Source organism: Amycolatopsis sp. NPDC051106 (genome assembly GCF_040682775.1).
Taxonomy (GTDB): Bacteria; Actinomycetota; Actinomycetes; order Mycobacteriales; family Pseudonocardiaceae; genus Amycolatopsis.
This window is the reverse complement of record NZ_JBFBBQ010000086.1, coordinates 17,739-37,329: the sequence shown is the minus strand read 5'-3', so window position 1 is coordinate 37,329 and position 19,591 is coordinate 17,739. Positions and strand designations below refer to the sequence as shown.

Here is a 19,591-nt window from a genome sequence, read left to right as displayed (position 1 = left end):
GACAGGACCCACGGAACCAAGCGCCCCAATGTGGCCTTCGGTGCGTCAGACGCACCGAAGGCCGCCTTGGGTGCGTTGGACGCAACCAAGGCCACATTGGGGCGCTCCGGCGACTGCTCGAGGATGACGTGGGCGTTCGTGCCGCTGACGCCGAACGAGGACACGCCCGCGCGGCGCGGTCCGTCGTGGTCCGGCCAGGGGTGCGCCTCGGTCAGCAGCGCGACAGCACCACTGTCCCAGTCGATGTGCCGCGACGGCTGGTCGACGTGCAGTGTCTTCGGCAGTAGGCCGTGGCCCAGCGAGAGGACCATCTTGATGATCCCGGCGACGCCCGCCGCCGCCTGCGTGTGCCCGATGTTGGACTTCAGCGAACCCAGCCACAGCGGCTGGTCACGGTCGCGGCCGTACGTCGCCAGCAGCGCCTGGGCCTCGATCGGATCACCCAGCGTCGTCCCGGTCCCGTGCGCTTCGACAGCGTCCACATCGGACGGTTCCAGCCCCGCGTTCGCCAGCGCCGCCCGGATCACTCGCTGCTGCGAAGGCCCGTTCGGGGCGGTGAGCCCGTTCGACGCGCCGTCCTGGTTCACCGCGGAACCGCGCACCAGCGCCAGCACCGGGTGCCCGTTGCGGCGTGCGTCCGAAAGCCGCTCGACGAGGATGAGGCCGACACCCTCGCCCCAGCCCGTGCCGTCCGCGCCGTCGGCGAACGCCTTGCACCGGCCGTCTTCGGCCAGGCCGCCCTGCTTGCTGAACTCCAGGAACGCGCCCGGCGTCGTCATCACGGTCACGCCGCCGACCAGCGCCATCGAGGACTCACCCGAGCGCAGTGACTGCGCGGCCCAGTGCAACGCCACCAGCGACGACGAGCACGCGGTGTCCACCGTGACGGCGGGGCCCTCCAGGCCCAGCACGTAGGAGATCCGCCCGGAAACGACCGATCCGGCGTTCCCGGTGCCGACGTGGCCGTCCGACGTGCCCTCGCCGGACTCGCGCAGCAACGCCGCGTAGTCCTGGCCGTTGGTGCCGATGTAGACGCCGACCTGGGCGCCGCGCAGCGACGACGGGTCGATGCCCGCGCGCTCGAACGTCTCCCACGAGGTCTCCAGCAGCAGCCGCTGCTGCGGGTCCATGGCGAGGGCCTCGCGCGGCGAGATCCCGAAGAAGCCGGCGTCGAAGTCGGCCACGCCGTCGAGGAAGCCGCCGTGACGCGTGTAGCTGGTGCCTTCGTGGTCGCGGTCGGGGTGGTACAGGTCGGCCAGGGGCCAGCCGCGGTCCTCGGGGAAGGTGCCGACGGCGTCGCGGCCGCCCGCCAGGAGGTCCCACAGGTCTTCGGGCGACCGCACGCCGCCGGGCAGGCGGCAGGCCATCGACACGATGGCGAGCGGCTCGTCCTCGACGGCCGCGGCGGACCCGGTGACGACCGGCGTCGCGACGGAACCGGCCAGCTCCTCGCGCAGGTAGGTCGCGACGGCGACCGGGGTCGGGTAGTCGAACACCAGCGTCGCGGGCAGCGCGCGCCCGGTCGCGGCGCCGAGGCCGTTGCGCAGTTCGACGGCGGTCAGCGAATCGACGCCGAGGTCCTTGAACGCCCGCCCGGGCTCGACCGACTCCGGCCCGGGGTAGGCGAGCACGGCCGCGGCCTGGGTGCGGACGACGGCGAGCAGGAGCGCCTGCTGATCCTCTGTGGACAGTCCGGCCAGCCGCGTGACCAGCGGCTCTTCTCCGGCGACGCGCATCGCGTCCCGCGCCTCGGGCAGGTCGCCGAGCAGCGGGCTGGGGCGCGTGGTGGTGAAGCCGGGCACGAACTTCGCCCAGTCGACGTCGGCGACGATGGGGTTCGCTTCCCCGCCGGCGATGGCACGGCGCAGCGCGGCGACGGCCAGGCGCGGGGCCATCGGCGGCACCCCGCCCCGGCGCATCCGGTCGGCGACCAGGTCGTCGGCCGCCATGCCGCTGCCGCCCCACGGGCCCCAGGCCACGGAGGTGGCGGGCAGCCCGGCGGCGCGGCGCTGCTCGGCGAGCGCGTCGAGTCCGGCGTTCGCCGCGGCGTAGGCGGCCTGCCCGACCGCGCCGAGGCTGCCCGCGAAGGACGAGAACAGCACGAACGCGGACAGTGCACGGTCGCGGGTCAGCTCGTCGAGGTGCCGGGCGGCGTCGAGCTTGGGCCGGAAGACGGTACCGAGCTGCTCGGCGGTGACGCCGTCGAGCACGGCGTCGTCGAGGACGCCGGCGGTGTGGATGACGGCGTCGAGGTCGGGCAGCGAGACCAGCAACCCGGCCACGGCGTCGCGATCGGCGACGTCGCAGGCGGCGACGGTGACCCGGGTGCCGAGCGCGGTCAGCTCGTCCCGCAACGCTGTCGCGCCCGGAGCGTCGAGACCGCGGCGGCCGGCCAGGACGAGGTGCCCGGCTCCGGCTTCGGCGAGCGTGCGGGCGACGACCGCGCCCAGCGCGCCGGTGCCGCCGGTGATCAGCACGGTCCCGGCGGGCGACCACGGTTCGGCGGCCGGGCCGGTGGCCCGCTTCAGCCGGCGGGCGAAGGCGCCGGACGCGCGCAGCGCGACCTGGTCTTCGGCCGAGGTCAGGACGGCGGTCAGCCGGTCGAGGGCGCGGTCGTCCAGCTCGGCGGGCAGGTCGACCAGACCGCCCCAGCGCTGCGGGTACTCCAGCGCGGCGACCCGGCCGAGACCCCACAGCGGAGCCTGGCCGGCCGCGCTCAGCGGGTCGGCCTGCCCGGTGGAGACGGCGCTCTGAGTGGCGATCCAGAGCGGAGCGGCCGCAACGCGGACCAGCTCGATGGTGCGCAGCAAGGTCGTGGTGACGGACGCTTCGGTGTCCAAGGCCAGCAGCGAAAGCAGTCCGTCCACATCGGAGTGCTCGGGCAGCCGATCGGGAGTGACGGGAACGAATCCGCGGCCCACCAGAGCGTCGAGCACCGGCGACGTGAATTCCTCGGCCGGGACGACCGCCAGCCAGGTGCCCGAAAGAGAGTTCGAGATCGGCGACACCGGCGTCCAGCCGATCCCGTACCGCCAGGCATCCACAATGGATTTTTCCTGGCGCTTCGCGCGATAGGCCGACAGCGCGGGGAGGAGGTCCCCGGCCGCGCCCTCGGGCAGGTTCAGCACCTCGGCGAGGGTTCCGGCGTCGACGGCGGACCAGAACTCGTCGTCCCCGGTGCCGGTGGGGGCCGCGGGCTCCAGCCAGTAGCGCTGCCGCTGGAAGCGGTACGTCGGCAGGTCGACGCGGCGGCCGCCGGCCAGCACGGCCGCCCAATCGGGTCCGTGGCCGGCCACGTGCATCCGGGCGAGCCCGGTCAGCGCGGCCGGTGCTTCCGGCCGGTCCCGGCGCAGGAGCGCGGCCACGGCCGCGTCGCCGGGCAGGCAGTCCTGGGCGAGGGCGGCCAGCGCGCCGTCGGGGCCGAGTTCCAGGAAGCCGGTCACCCCGGCCTCGCTCAGCCAGCCGACGCCGTCGGCGAACCGGACGGCCTCGCGGACGTGCGAAACCCAGTACTCGGGCGAGGTCAGCCGGTCGGCGAGGGTGCCGGTGACGTTGGAGACGACCGCGATCTTCGGCGGGTGGAAGGTGAGCCCGTCGAGGACCTGGCGGAACTCGGCGAGCATCCCGTCCATGCGGGCGGAGTGGAACGCGTGCGAGACGTCGAGGCGCTTGGTCTTGCGGCCGAGCCCGGCGAAGCGCTCCGCCGCGGCCAGCACGACGTCCTCGTCCCCGGAGAGCACGAGCGACGACGGCCCGTTGACGGCCGCGATCGACAGCCCGTCGACCAGCTCGACTTCGTTCTCGGTCGCCTGGATGGCGACCATCGCCCCACCGGTGGGCAGCGCCTGCATCAGCCGGCCGCGAGCGGCGACGAGCGTGCAAGCGTCGGTCAGCGAAAGGACTCCGGCCAGGTGCGCGGCGACCAGCTCGCCGATCGAGTGGCCCAGCAGGTAGTCCGGGGTGTAGCCCCAGGACTCGGCGAGCCGGTACAGCGCGACCTCGACGGCGAACAAGGCGGGCTGGGTGTACGCGGTCTCGTCGAGACGCTCGCCCGAGGCGATCACCGTCCGCAGTGGACGGTCGAGGTGACGGTCGAACTCCGCGCACACCTCGTCGAAGGCGGCGGCGAACACCGGGAACCGCGCGGACAGCTCGCCGCCCATGCCGGCCCGCTGCGAACCCTGGCCGGTGAACAGGAAGGCCAGCTTCCCCGGCCGGATCGTGCCGCGCACCAGTCCCGGCGCGACGCCGTCCGCGGCGAGGGCGTCGAGACCGCGCAGCAGCTCGTCGCGGCTGTCGGCCAGGACGACCGCGCGGTCGTCCAGGGCCGCCCGGCCGGTGCCCAGCGACCAGGCGAGGTCGGCCAGGTTTTCCTGCTCCGCAACGGTCCGGAGGCTCGCGACCTGCTCGCGCAGGGCGGCCGTGCCGCGCGCGGACACCGGGAACGGCCACGGTCCGGCCGAAGCCGGGACTTCTTCGGTCGCTTCGGCCGCCGGCGGTTCGGCGAGGAGGACGTGGGCGTTGGTGCCGCTGACGCCGAACGCGGACACGCCGGCGCGGCGGGGCGCCTCGCGCTCCGGCCAGGGCATCGGCTCGCCCAGCAGCTCGACCGACCCGGCCGCCCAGTCCACGTGGGACGACGGCTCGTCCAGGTGCAGGGTGTGCGGCAGGTGCCCGTGCCGCAGGGCCAGGACCATCTTGATCACGCCGGCGACGCCGGAGGCGGCCTGGGTGTGCCCGATGTTGGACTTCACCGCGCCGACCCGCAGCGGCCGGTCCGCCGGGCGGTTCTGCCCGTAGGTGGCCAGCAGCGCCTGGGCCTCGATCGGGTCGCCGAGCGTGGTGCCGGTGCCGTGGGCCTCGACGACGTCGACGTCGGCGGGCGAGAGCCCGGCGGCGGCCAGGGCCGCGCGGATCACCCGTTGCTGGGACGGGCCGTTCGGGGCGGTCAGGCCGTTGGACGCGCCGTCGGAGTTGACGGCCGAGCCCTCGACCACGGCGAGCACGGGGTGGTTGCGGCGCCGCGCGTCGGACAGGCGCTCGAGCAGCAGCAGGCCGACGCCCTCGCCCCAGCCGGTGCCGTCGGCGGCCTCGGCGAAGGGCTTGCAGCGGCCATCACCGGAGAGTCCGCCCTGGCGGGCGAACTCGAGGAAGACGGCCGGGGTCGACATGATCGTCGCGCCGCCGGCCAAGGCCAGGGAGCACTCCCGCTTGCGCAGCGCCTGGCAGGCGAGGTGCAGCGCGACCAGCGCCGACGAGCACGCCGTGTCGACGGTGACCGCGGGCCCTTCCAGGCCGTAGCTGTAGGCGAGCCGTCCGGAAAGGACGCTGCCCGCGTTGCCGGTGAGCAGGTGCCCGGCGACCTCGCCGGTCTCGCTGCCCAGGCCGTACCCGGACGGCGTCGAGCCGACGAAAACACCGGCGGACGTGCCGGTCAGGGAGCCGGGGTCGATCCCGGCGCGTTCGAAGACCTCCCACGACACTTCGAGCAGCAGCCGCTGCTGGGGGTCGGTGGCCAGGGCTTCGCGCGGGCTGATCCCGAAGAACGCCGGGTCGAACGTCGTGGCGGTGTCGATGAACCCGCCAGTGCGCGCGTACTCGCCGTCGGTGGTGTCCCAGCCGCGGTCGACCGGGAACGCCGACATGGCGTCGGTCCCGCCGTCGACCAGGTCCCAAAGCTCCTCCGGGGAGGTCACGCCGCCCGGGAACCGGCAGCCCATCGCCACGATCGCGATGGGCTCCCGCTCCCCCTCCTCCAGCTCCTGGAGGCGTTGCCGGGTCTCGGCAAGGTCGGTCGTGACCCACTTCAGGTAGTCCCGGAGCTTGTCCTCGTTCACCAGCGCCCTCGCCTGTGGTCCTTAGTGCGGTCCACCGGCGCCGGGCCGTCACGACCTGCCGAGCTCCCGGTGGATGAAGTCGAAAATTTCGTCGTCCGTCGCGCCTTCGAGCTGCTGGGCGGCCCGGGGACGGCCGTCGGACGCCCGGGCTTCTCCCAGCTTGTTCAGCATGGTCTGAAGTCGGCTGGTGATTTGACCAAAGGCGTCATCGTCTGGGGAAACCCCTGAAACCAGCGCCTCGATCCGGTCCAGCTCCCCCAGGACCGAGACTTCCTCGCCGACCAGCGCCGAGAGCAGGAACCCGGCCAGCGCCGACGGCGTCGGGTGGTCGAAGACGAGGGTGGCGGGCAGCTTGAGCCCGGTCGCGGTGCGCAGACGGTTGCGCAGCTCCACCGCGGTCAGGGAGTCGAAGCCGATCTCCTTGAACGGCCGGTGCGCGTCGATCTCCCCGGCGCCCGCGTGCCCGAGCACCCGGGCGATGGCGTCGCGGACGTGGTCGAGGACGACCCGCTCCTGCTCGACCGGCGGCAGGCCGGTCAGCCGGCTCGCGAAGTCCGCCGGCTCAGCTTCGGCCGGCCGCGCCTCGAGGGCCCGGCGGACGGCGGGGAGGTCGTCGAGCAGCGGCCGCGGCCGCGCGGCCGTGAAGCCCCGCACGAACCGCTCCCAGTCGACGTCGGCGACGGTGAGGACGGTCTCGTCGCGGTCGATCGCCTGGCCCAGGGCGAGCAGCGCCCGCTCCGGCGGCATCGCCCCGACGCCCCGGCGGCGCAGGTGTTCCTCGGCGTCGTTGTCGCCCGCCATGCCCGCGCCCTGCCAGGCGCCCCACGCGACCGAGGTCGCGGTGAGCCCGCGGTCCCGGCGGCGCTGGGCGAGCGCGTCGAGGAAGGCGTTGCCCGCCGCGTACGCGCCTTGCCCGCCGCTGCCCCAGACGCCGGCGTTGGAGGAGAACAGCACGAACGCGTCGAGGTCGGCCAGGAGCTCGTCGAGGTGCGTGGCGCCGGCGACCTTGGCCGACACCACCTCGGCGAACTCGGCCAGTTCGGTGTCGTCGAGCGCGGTGCCCTGCACGACCCCGGCCGCGTGGAAGACGGCCCGGACGGGCTCGCCCAGTTCGTCGAGCAGCGTTTTCAGCGACGCGCGGTCGGCGACGTCGCAGGCGGCGATCGTCGTGGTCGCGCCGAGGGCGGTCAGCTCCTCGCGGAGTTCGGCCGCGCCGGGGGCCGCCTCGCCTCGCCTGCTCGTGAGCACCAGACGCCGCGCGCCGCGGCCGGCGAGCCACCGGGCGACGTGGGCGCCCAGCGCGCCGGTGCCGCCGGTGATCAGCACGGCGCCGTCCGGACGCCAGTCGCGGGCCGGGGCGGCGTCGCCCAGCGGGGCCGGGACCAGGCGGCGGGTGAGCACCCCGGACGCGCGGACGGCGACCTGGTCCTCGTCGCCCGCCGCGGCCAGGATCCCGGCCAACCGCTGCCGGTCACGCTCGGTCGCCGTGTCCGGCAGGTCGACCAGGCCGCCCCAGCGGTCGGCGTGCTCCAGGCCGATGACCCGGCCGAGGCCCCAGATCTGGGACTGCGCGGGGTCGGTCACGGTGTCGGCCCGGCCGGTGGCGACCGCGCCCGCCGTGGCGAGCCACAGCGGGGCGGTGATCCCGGCGTCGCCGAGCGCCTGGGTCAGCAGCAGCGTGTTCGCGACGCCGCGCGGGAGCACCGCGTCCCCGGCCGCGTCGAAGGCCAGCAGGGAGAGCACGCCGTCCGCCGGCGCGAGATCGACCAGGCGCTTGCCGAGCGCGGCCCGGTCGGTGGCCCCGACGGTGAGCGGGACGGCGGTCGCTCCCGCGTCCTCGACGGCTTGCCGCGCCGCGTCGATCCACGGGTGGTCGCCGTCTTCCGGCGTCACGACCAGCCAGGTGCCGGTCAGGGACTTCTCTTCCGTGGCGAGGGGCTTCCAGGTGATGCGGTAGCGCCAGCCGTCCACAGTGGATTTCTCCAGGCGGGTGCGCCGCCAGGACGCGAGCGCGGGCAGGACGTCGCCGAGGGGTTCCGGCGCGACGGCCAGGGTGTCCGCGATCGACGCCAGGTCCTCGCGTTCCACCGCGGCCCAGAACCGGTCGTCGGCCGGGTCGCCGGCAGGCGTCACGGCGGTCTTGGCCGTCGGCCAGAAGCGCCGGTGCTGGAACGGGTAGGTGGGCAGGGCGACAGTGCGCGTCTCGGGGAGGGCCGTCCGCCAGTCGACGTCGTGCCCCTGCGTCCACAGCTCGGCGACCGAGGTCAGGAAGCGGCGCGGGCCGCCTTCGCCGCGGCGCAGCGTCCCGACGACGACGCCCGGGGCGTCGTCGAGGGTCTCCTGGATCGCGGACAGCAGCACCGGGTGCGGGCTGACCTCGACGAAGAACCGGTGTCCCCGCTCGAGGAGGACCCGGGTCGTGTCGAGGAAGCGGACCGGCTCTCGGAGGTTCCGGTACCAGTACCCGGCGTCCAGGGTCGCGGTGTCGACCGGCTCGGCCGTGACCGCGGAGTAGAACGGGACGTCGCCCGTGCGGGGGTTCAGGCCCGCCAGGACGTCGTGCAGTTCCTCGCGGATGCCTTCGACGTAGCCCGAGTGGGAGGCGTAGTCGACCGGGATGCGCCGGGCGCGGATGTCGTTGTCCGCGCACTGGGCGATCAGCTCGTCCAGGGCGGTGGGGTCGCCGCAGACGACCGTGGAGGCCGGGCTGTTGTAGGCCGCGATCGCGACCCCGTCCGGCAGCAGGTCCGCGACGCGGCCGGCGTCGAGCGCGAGCGAGGCCATGCCGCCCTGCCCGGCGAGCCCGGCGGCGATCGCCTTGCTGCGCAGCGCGACGACCTTCGCACCGTCCTCGAGGGACAGTCCGCCCGCGACCACCGCGGCGGCGATCTCGCCTTGGGAGTGCCCGGCGACGGCGTCGGGCTCGATCCCGTGGGCGCGCCAGAGCGCGGCCAGGGACACCATCACGGCCCAGGACGCGGGTTGCACGACGTCGACCCTCTTCAGGGCTTCCGCGTCGCCGAGAACGTCCGTCAGCGACCAGCCGACGTGCGGGGCCAGCGCTTCCGCGCATTCGGCGAGCCGCCGCGCGAAGACCGGCTCGTCGAGCAGCCCGAGCGCCATCCCGGCCCACTGCGCGCCTTGGCCGGGGAAGACGAACACCGTCTCCCCCGCAGGCCCGGCGGTTCCGGTGACGGCGGCAGTCAGTTCGCGGACGCCGGCGCGGTGATCATCGAGGACGACCGCGCGGTGCTCGAACTGGGACCGGGTGCTGACCAGCGACCAGCCGATCTCTTCGACGCTCCCGTCCACCTCGGCCAGCGCGGCGGCCCGGTCCCGGACCGCGGCTTCCGACCGGCCCGACAGGACCCACGGCACCAAGCGCCCCAATGTGGCATTGGGTGCGTCAGACGCACCGAACGCCACATTGGGGCGCTCCAGGACCTGCTCCACGATGACGTGCGCGTTCGTGCCGCTGACGCCGAACGACGAGATCCCGGCGCGGCGCGGTCCATCGCGCTCGGGCCACGGCCGCGGCTCGGTCAGCAGGGACACCGCGCCACTGGCCCAGTCGACGTGCCGCGAGGGCTCGCCGACGTGCAGGGTCGCGGGCAGCACGCCGTGGCGCAGGGCCAGGACCATCTTGATGACCCCGGCGACGCCGGCCGCGGCCTGCGTGTGCCCGACGTTCGACTTGATCGAGCCCAGCCACAGCGGCTCTTGCGCGGCGCGGTCCCGGCCGTAGGTCGCCAGCAGGGCCTGCGCTTCGATCGGGTCACCCAGCGTCGTGCCCGTGCCGTGGGCCTCGACGGCGTCCACATCGGACGGCGTCAGGCCCGCGTTCGCCAGTGCCGCGCGGATCACCCGCTGCTGGGACGGGCCGTTCGGGGCGGTCAGGCCGTTCGACGCGCCGTCCTGGTTGACCGCGCTGCCGCGGACGACCGCGAGCACCGGGTGGCCGTTGCGGCGCGCGTCGGACAGCCGTTCGACGAGGACGACGCCGACGCCTTCGCCCCAGCCGGTGCCGTCCGCCTCGTCGGCGAAGGCCTTGCACCGGCCGTCGGCGGCGAGGCCGCGCTGGCGGCTGAACTCGACGAACAGGCCGGGAGTCGACATGATCGTGACGCCGCCGGCCAGCGCCAGCGAGCATTCGCCCGCCCGCAGCGACTGGGCGGCCAGGTGCAGCGCGACCAGCGAAGACGAGCACGCCGTGTCGACGGTCATCGCCGGGCCCTCCAGCCCGAGCTCGTAGGCGATCCGTCCGGAAAGGACACTGCCCGCGCTGCCGGTGGCGAGGTAGCCGTCGACGCTCTCCTCGCCGAAGTGCAGCGCCGCGGTGTAGTCCTGCCCGTTGGTGCCGGCGAACACCCCGACCGGGGCGCCGCGCACGGTCAGCGGGTCGATGCCCGCCTGTTCCAGGGCTTCCCACGAGGCTTCCAGCAGCAGCCGCTGCTGCGGGTCCATGGCCAGGGCCTCCCGCGGCGAAATCCCGAAGAACTCGGCGTCGAACTGGTCAGCGCCCACCAGGAAGCCGCCTTCGCGCACGTAGGTCGTCCCGGCGTGGTCGGGGTCGGGGTCGTAGAGCGCGTCGGTGTCCCAGCCGCGATCGGCGGGGAACTCCGTGACCGCGTCGCGGCCCTCGGCGAGCAGGGCCCAGAGCTCGTCCGGGTTCCGCACCCCGCCGGGGAACCGGCAGCTCATGCCGACGATGGCGATGGGCTCGTCGGTGTCCTTCGCGACGGTTACCGGTGCCTGTTCGGCGTCGCCGAGCAACTCCGCGCGCAGGTACGCCGCCAGGACCGTCGCGGTCGGGTAGTCGAACGCGAGGGTGGCCGGGAGCCGCAGCCCGGTGGCGGTGTCGAGGCGGTTGCGCAGCTCGACGGCGGTCAGCGAGTCGAAGCCGAGCTCCTTGAAGGTGCGGCCGGCCGCGACGTCGTCGGCCGAGCGGTGGCCGAGGGCGAAGGCGACCTGCTCGCGCACCAGCTTGAGCAGCAGCCGGTCGGCGTCCGTCGGGGACAGTCCGGCGAGGTCGAGCCGGCCCGCGGACGCCGGCGCGAGCTGCCGCACCTCGGGCAGGCCGGCGATGAGCGGGCTCGGGCGGTGCGCGGTGAGCGCGGCGGCGAACCGCTCCCAGTCGACGTCGGCGACGGTGACGGCCGCCGCACCGCCGTCGACCGCTGCCGCCAGCGCGGCGATCGCCCGGCCGGGCCGCAGCGGGGCGAGCCCGGTGCGGCCGAGGTGCTCCTCGGCGGCGGCCGCGGCGGCCATCCCGCCGTCGGCCCAGGGTCCCCAGGCGATCGAGGTCGCTGCCAGGCCGTGCGCCCGTCGCTGCTCGGCGAGGGCGTCGAGGTAGGCGTTGGCGGCGGCGTAGTTGCCCTGCCCGGCCGCGCCGAAGGTGCCGGCGCAGGAGGAGAAGAGGACGAACGCGTCGAGCCCGGCGGTGAGTTCGTGCAGGTGCCGAGCCGAGACGGCCTTCGCGTCGACGACCTCGGCCAGGCGGTCCGGGGTGAGGGCTTCGAGGACGCCGTCGGCCAGGACCCCCGCGGTGTGCACGACAGCGGTGAGTGCGCCAACGGATTCGAGGGTTGCTTCGAGCGCGGCGCGGTCGGTGACGTCGCAGGCCAGGACGTCGACCCGGACGCCGAGTCCGGTCAGCTCGGCTTCGAGGTCGCGGGCGCCGGGGGCGTCGGGACCGCGGCGGCTGGTCAGGACGAGGCGTTCGGCCCCGGCCCCGGCCAGCCAGCGCGCGACGTGCCGGCCGAGCGCGCCGGTGCCGCCGGTGACCAGCACCGTGCCGCTGGGCTGCCACGGCGTCGCCAGGCGCGGGGTGCGCCGGACGAGCCGGCGGGCCAGGACCTGCGCCCCGCGGAGGGCGACCTGGTCTTCGCCGGTCACGCCGGAGAGGATCGTCCGGAGCCGGCCAAGCGTCTCCGCGTCCAGGTCGGTGGGCAGGTCGACGAGACCGCCCCAGCGGTGCGGGTGCTCCAGCGCGGCCGTGCGCCCGAGACCCCAGACCATCGCCTGCGCCGGATCCGGCACGTCACCTTCGGCCGCGGCGACCGCACCCCGGGTGACGCACCACAGGGGCGCGTCGATTTCGGCGTCACCGAGGGCCTGGACCAACGCGAGCTGGCCTTCCGCGTCCAAAGTGGACAAGACGCCGTCGAGGTCCCGGCCGCGCAGACGCGCGGCGAGGGACGCACGATCGTCCGCGGGGATGACTTCGAGGACGTCGTCGAGAAGGTGCGGGCCCGTCCCGGCGGGAACCACCGCGAGCCATCGGCCGTCCAGCTCGGTCTCTCCGGTGCCGACGGGGGTCCAGGTGACTTCGTACTGGCCGGCCGGCGACTGGCCGCGTTCGCGCCAGGCCGATAAGGCTTCGAGGTCACCGCGCTCGACCGCCGCCCAGAACCGCTCGTCCGGCGCCGGACGGGTCTCCAGCCAGAAGCGCGTGCGCTGGAACGGGTACGTCGGCAGGGTGACGGCGTCGGCGGAACGCCCTGGGTGCGCCGAGTGCAGGACTGCCCGCCAGTCGACGGTGTGGCCCCGCGTGTGCGCGGCTCCCAGCGCGGCGAGCAGGCTCGGGTACTCGTCGCGGTCCTTGCGCAGCAACGGAAGTGACGGGAACGCGGCCAGTGCGGACAGCACGCCGTCGGGTCCGAGTTCGAGACCTCGCGTGACGCCCAGTTCGGCGAGCGCGGCGGACGCGTCCGCGAACCGCACCGGCTCGCGGACCTGGCGCACCCAGTACTCCGGGGTCAGGATCTCGTCCCCGGCCACACGTCCGGACACAGTGGACACCAGCGCGATCTTCGGTGCGCTGAAGGTCAACGAACCGGCGACACTAGCGAAGTCGTCCAGCATCGGGTCCATCAAGGACGAGTGGAACGCGTGCGACACCGTGAGCCGCCGGACCTTCCGGCCCAGACCGGCGAAGTGCCGCTCCACCGCTTCGACGGCTTCGACTTCACCGGACACCACCACAGCCTCGGGACCGTTCACCGCGGCCAAGCCGACACCGCCGGTCAGAACCACGGCGACTTCGTCCTCAGTGGCCTGCACGGCCAGCATCGCGCCGCCGGTGGGCAGCGCCTGCATCAGGCTCGCCCGAGCTACCACCAGACGACAAGCGTCCTCGAGGGACAGCACGCCGGCGACGTGCGCCGCGGCGATCTCACCGATCGAGTGCCCGGCAACGTGGTCCGGGACCACGCCCCACGACTCCAGCAGCCGGAACAACGCCACCTCGACCGCGAACAACGCGGGCTGCGTATATCCCGTCTCGTCCAACAGCGGAGCGTCGCCGAAGACGACCTCCCGCAACGGCCGATCCAGCGAAGAGTCCACCAGCGCGCAGACCGCGTCGAACGCGTCCGCGAACAGCGGGAACCGCTCGTACAGCTCCGCACCCATCCCGACGCACTGCGAACCCTGGCCGGAAAACAGGAACGCCGTCTTGCCCGGCTCCGCGAGAACCGGGGTCGCCGCGGCGAGCCCGGCGAGCAGGTCGTCGCGACCGTCTCCCACCACCACGGTCCGGAACTCGAAGGACGAACGCGCGGCCAGTGCGAGCGCGATGTCCACCGGGTCGCCGTCGGGCAGCGCGCGGGCGGCGTCCCGCACCGCCTGCTCGGTCCGCCCCGAAAGCACCCAGGGCACGACACCGGCTTCGGGTTCATGGTGGACGGCCGGAACCGCGGGCGGCTCCTCCAAGATCACGTGCGCGTTGGTCCCGCTGACGCCGAACGACGACACCCCCGCGCGACGCGGCCGATCGCCCGCCGGCCAGTCCTGAGCCTCCGTCAGCAGCCGCACCTCGCCCGCCGACCAGTCGACCCGCTCCGACGGCCGGTCGACGTGCAGTGTCTTCGGCAGCGTTTCCCCGCGCAGGGCGAGGACCATCTTGAGCACGCCGACCGCGCCCGACGCGGCCTGCGTGTGGCCGAGGTTGGACTTCACCGAGCCGAGCCACAGCGGCCGGTCCCGGTGCCGGCCGTAGGTTTCCAGCAGGGCCTGCGCCTCGATCGGGTCGCCCAGCGTCGTGCCCGTGCCGTGCGCCTCGACGGCGTCCACATCGGACGGTGCCAGGCCTGCGTTCGCGAGCGCTGCGCGGATCACGCGTTGCTGCGACGGGCCGTTCGGCGCGCTCAGGCCGTTCGACGCGCCGTCCTGGTTCATCGCCGAGCCGCGCAGCAGCGCGAGCACCGGGTGGCCGAGCCGCCGTGCGTCCGACAGGCGCTCGACCAGCACCAGCGCGACACCTTCGCCCCAGCCGGTGCCGTCCGCCGCGTCGGCGAAGGACTTGCACCGGCCGTCGCCGGCCAGCCCGCCCTGCTTGGCGAACTCCTGGAACGCACCGGGCGTCGCCATCACCGTGACGCCGCCGGCGACCGCCATCGACGACTCGCCGGAGCGGACCGACTGGGCGGCCAGGTGCAGCGCCACCAGCGAAGACGAACACGCCGTGTCGACGGTCACCGCGGGGCCTTCCAGCCCGAGCACATAGGACACCCGGCCGGACACGACCGCGCCGGCGTTGCCGGTGAGCAGGTGGCCTTCGACCTCTTCCGCCGCCTCGGTGTGGCCGGTCGCGTAGCCCTGGGTGCCGCAGCCGACGAACACGCCGGCCGCGCTGCCGCGCAGCGAACGCGGGTCGATCCCGGCGCGCTCGAAGACCTCCCACGCGCTCTCCAGCAGCAGCCGCTGCTGCGGGTCCATGGCCAGGGCTTCCCGCGGTGAGATCCCGAAGAAAGCGGCGTCGAACTCGTCGGCGTCGTGGACGAACCCACCCACCCCGCCGACCACGCTGGGGTCCCAGCCTCGGTTCACCGGGAAAGCCGACAGGCCCTCCGCGCCCGCGGAAACCAGGTCCCACAGGTCTTCCGGCGACCGCACGCCGCCGGGCAGGCGGCACGCCATCGACACGATGGCGATCGGCTCGTCGGAGTCCACCCGGGACACCGGCCGCTCGGCCGCCACGGGGCCGGCGTCGAGCAGCCGGTGCCCCAGCAGCGCGGCGAGCCGCCGCGGGTCCGGGTGGTCGAAGAGCACGACGGCGGGCAGCTTGAGCCCGGTCGCCGCGACGAGCCGGTTGCGTACTTCGAGGGCGATCAGGGAGTCGACACCCAGGTCGCGGAAGGCCCGGTCCGGCTCGACCGAGCCCGGTCCGGGGTAGCCCAGGACGGCGGCGGTCTCGGCCCGCACGAGGTCGAGCAGCGCCTCCGCGCGGGCGGCTTCGGGCAGGCCGGAAAGCCGGTGCGCCAAGGAAGAATCGGCCTCGGCAGGGGCCGCCGTGAGCGCGTCGCGGACCTCGGGCAGCTCATCGAGCAGGGGCCGCGGGCGGGCCGCGGTGAAGGCCGGGGCGAACCGGGCCCAGTCCATGTCCGCGACGGACAGGAACGTCTCGTCCGCGTCGAGTGCCTGGCCCAGCACGGTGAGCGCGAGCGCCGGGTCCATCGCGCGGATGCCGCGGCGGCGCAGCTGCTCCCCGGAGCCGTCGCCGGTCATGCCCGCGCCGGCCCACGCGCCCCACGCGACGGAGGTCGCGGTGAGGCCGCGGTCCCGGCGGTGCTGCGCCAGCGCGTCGAGGGCCGCGTTGGCCGCGGCGTACGCGGCCTGGCCACCGCCGCCCCAGACGCCGGCGTTGGAGGAGAACAGGACGAACGCGTCGAGATCCTCGGGGAGCAGTTCGTCGAGGTTGGCGGCGCCCTGCACCTTCGCGCGCAGCGTGCCGGCGACTTCGGCGCGATCGGTCTCGGCCAGGGCGGCCGAGCGGCCCACCCCGGCCGCGTGCACGACGGTGCGGGGCTCGATGCCGGCGAGCAGGGCGGCCAGGGCATCGCGGTCGGCGACGTCGCAGGCGGCGATGGTCACCTCGACGCCGAGCGCCGTCAGCTCGTCGCGCAGCTCGGCGGCGCCGTCCGCGTCGAGACCACGGCGGCTCGTGAGGACGAGGTGTTCGGCCCCGGCGGCCGCCAGCCAGCGGGCCACGTGCGCGCCGAGCGCGCCGGTGCCGCCGGTGACCAGCGCGGTGCCGCTCGTCCGCCACTCGCGTGCGGGCCGCGTGCTGCCGAGCGGCGCCGGGACCAGGCGGCGGACCAGGATGCCGGCCGCGCGGATCGCGACCTGGTCCTCGCTCGCGTCGGCGAGCACCTGGGTCAAGCGGCCGACCGCGCGTTCGTCGAGGGTTTCAGGCAGGTCGACCAGGCCGCCCCAGCGGTCCGGGTGTTCCAGGCCCACGACGCGGCCCATGCCCCAGATCTGCGCCTGGTCCAGGCTGGTCAGCCGGTCGGAGCGGCCGGTGGAGACGGCACCACGGGTCAGCAGCCACAGCGGCGCGGTCACAGCCCGGACCAGTTCGATGGTGGAGTAGAGGCCGTCTTCGGCGAAGGCGAGCAACGACAAGACGCCGGTGACCCCTTCGGTGGGCAGCTCGGGAAGGTCCGCACCGGGCTCGACGGTCAGCAGGACCGGCTCGGCGCCGTGCGCGGCCAGGCCCTCGACGAGGTTGCCGGCCGGGTATCCGGCGGGGGCGACGACCAGCCAGCGTCCACTGAAGTCCACTTCGGACGGAGTCGAAGGCCGCCAAGCGATCCGGTACCGCCAGGTGTCCACAACGGACTGCTCGGTGCGGCGCTTGTGCCACTGGGCGAGCGCCGGCAGGACGTCGGCGAGCGCGGTCGCGTCGACGTCGAGCGACGCGGCGAGCCCTTCGGCGTCACCACTGTCCACGGCGGACCAGAACTGGTCGTCGGCCGCGCCCGCGGCCTTCTCGGCGGCGGTCAGCCAGTAGCGTTCGCGCTGGAAGGGATAGGTGGGCAGGTCCACGAGCCGCGCGCCGGGGAAGAGCGCGGCCCAGTCGACCGGGGCACCCCGGCTCCACAGTTCGGCCAGCGACGTCAGGAAGCGCGGCAGGCCGCCTTCCCCGCGGCGCAGCGACCCGACGACGACCGGCCCGTCCAGGGTCTCCTCGACGGCGGCGGCGAGCACGGGGTGGGCGCTCACCTCGACGAACGTGGTGAAGCCCGCCTCGGCGAGGCCGCGCACGGCCGTGTCGAACAGGACCGTGCGGCGCAGGTTCCGGTACCAGTAGGCCGCGTCCAGCGCCGCGGTGTCGATCCGCTCGCCGAGCACCGAGGAGTGCAGCGGGATGTCGGAAGTGCGCGGCGTGATCGGGGCGAGCGCGGCGAGCAGGGCGTCCTCGATCGCCTCCACGTGCGCGGAGTGCGAGGCGTAGTCCACCGGGATGCGGCGGGCGCGGATGCCTTCGGCCACACAGTTTTCGACCAGCTCGTCGAGCGCTTCCGGCTCGCCGGAGAGCACGACCGAGCCCGGGCCGTTGACCGCCGCGACACTGATCCGGCCGTCCAGCCGGGCGGTGACATCCGCCAGGGGCAAGGCGACCGACGCCATCCCGCCCTTGCCGGCGAGGACCTCGGCGATGAGCTTGCTGCGCAACGCGACCACGCGGGCACCGTCCTCAAGGGACAGTCCACCCGCGACGACCGCGGCGGCGATCTCGCCCTGGGAGTGCCCGACGACGGCGCCGGGCCGCACGCCCGCCGACTGCCAGAGCGCGGCGAGCGAGACCATCACGGCCCAGGACGCCGGCTGCACGACGTCGACCCGGGCCAGGGCGTCGGCGTCACCGAGGACGTCGGTGAGGGTCCAGTCCACGTGGGGGGCCAGCGCGGCGGCGCACTCCGCGATCCGCGCCGCGAAGACGGGCTCGCCGAGAAGGTCGACCGCCATCCCGGCCCACTGCGCGCCCTGGCCGGGGAAGACGAAGGCGGTCTTGCCCGACGGTGCGGCGAGGCCCCGGACGACCTCGGCCGACGGCGTCGCGTCCGCGACCGCGTCGAGGCCGCGGACCAGGTCCTCGACCGTGCGGCCGACCACGGCGGCGCGGTGTTCCCAGGCGGTGCGGGCGGTCGCCAGCGACAGGCCGACGTCGCCCGGCCGGTGCTCTTCGGTGACGTGCTTGCGCAACAGGCCGGCCTGCTCGCGCAGGGCCTCGGCGGTACGGGCGGACAGCACCCAGGTCGTCGGGCCTTGCGGCGCCTCGGTTTCCTCCGGCGCGGACGCGGGCTCGGCGGCTTCGAGAACGACGTGGGCGTTGGTGCCGCCGACGCCGAACGACGAGACCCCGGCCCGGCGGGGCGCGCCCGTCTCGGGCCAGGCGGTGTGCTCGGTCAGCAGCTCGACCGCGCCGCGCGTCCAGTCGACCTGCGTGGACGGCTCGGTGACGTGCAGCGTGCGGGGCAGTTCGCCGTGGCGCAGGGCCAGGATCATCTTCATCACGCCGGCCACGCCGGCGGCGGCCTGGGTGTGCCCGATGTTGGACTTGATCGAGCCGAGCCGGAGCGGGTGCTCGCGGTCGCGGCCGTAGGTGGCGAGCAGGGCCTGCGCCTCGATCGGGTCGCCCAGCGTCGTGCCGGTGCCGTGCGCCTCGACGGCGTCCACTTCGGACGGTTTGAGGCCGGCGTTGGCGAGCGCGGCGCGGATGACGCGTTGCTGCGAAAGGCCGTTGGGGGCGGTGAGGCCGTTGGACGCGCCGTCGGAGTTGACCGCGGACCCGCGCAGGACGGCGAGCACCGGGTGGCCGTTCTTGCGGGCGTCGGACAGCCGTTCGACGAGCAGGATCCCGGCGCCCTCGCCCCAGCCGGTGCCGTCGGCGGCGTCGGCGAACGACTGGCACCGCCCGGACGCGGAAACGCCGCCCTGGCTGGTGAACTCGACGAAGACGGCGGGCGTGGCCATCACGGTGACCCCGCCGGCGAGCGCCATCGAGCACTCCCCCGCGCGCAGCGCCTGCACGGCGAGGTGCAGCGCGACGAGCGACGACGAGCAGGCGGTGTCGACGGTGACGGTGGGGCCTTCGAGGCCGAAGGTGTAGGCGATCCGGCCCGACGCGACGGACACGGCGCTGCCGGTGAGCAGGTGGCCGCGGACCTCGTCGGGCAGGTCGTCGAGGGTGGTGGAGCCGTAGGCCTGGTTGCTGCAGCCGATGAAGACGCCGGTGTCGCTGGCTTGCAGCGCGCTCCGGTCCAGCCCCGCGCGTTCGAAGGTCTCCCAGGAGACTTCGAGGAGCAGCCGCTGCTGCGGGTCCATGGCGAGGGCTTCGCGCGGCGAGATGCCGAAGAAGCCGGGGTCGAAGTCACCGGCCTTGTCGAGGAACCCGCCCTCGGCGGTGTCGCTGCCGGCGAGCTCGTCGGCGGTCCAGTTCCGGTCGGTGGGGAAGCTCCCGATGGCGTCGGTGCCGTCGCGCAGGAGGTCCCACAGCTGTTCGGGCGAGCTGACGCCGCCGGGGAAGCGGCAGCTCATCGCGACGACGGCGATCGGTTCCCTGGAGGCGGCCGCGAGCCGGTCGTTCTGCTCGCGCAGCCGCTTGTTGTCCCGCAAGGACGCCCGGAGCGCTTCGACGACCTTGTCCTTGTCCGAAGACAGTGCCACCAGGTACCTCCAGGTTCACGGCGTGGTCGCCTCGAGTGAACCGCACGGGGCACCCGCAAATCCCTAGATTTCGCGGTGCTGGGCGGCCGCCTCGGCTCGCCCTGCCCTGCCCCGCCCCGCCTCCGCCTCCGCCTCCGGCTCGGCTCGGCTCGGCTCGGCTCGGCTCGGCTCGGCTCGGCTCGGCTCGGCTCGGCTCGGATGCAGTGAATGACTCATTCCTGGCGTTGGGCGAGAGGAATGAGTCATTCACTGCGCTGCCCGGACACGTCCGCCCGGGCCGGAGAGCTTTGTCCACAGCCCCG

General features: G+C 74.4%; 2 protein-coding genes. Both read right to left on the bottom strand.

Going from position 1 to position 19,591, the window contains the following annotated elements:
- Positions 1-5,840: type I polyketide synthase (locus AB0M83_RS39285; protein WP_364525344.1), on the bottom strand; the 5,840-nt coding region annotated here is incomplete at its 3' end.
- 45 nt (positions 5,841-5,885) lie between these two features.
- Entirely contained in the window at positions 5,886-19,289 is a 13,404-nt protein-coding gene (locus AB0M83_RS39280) for a type I polyketide synthase (protein WP_364525340.1), read from the bottom strand.
- Positions 19,290-19,591 lie beyond the last annotated feature (302 nt).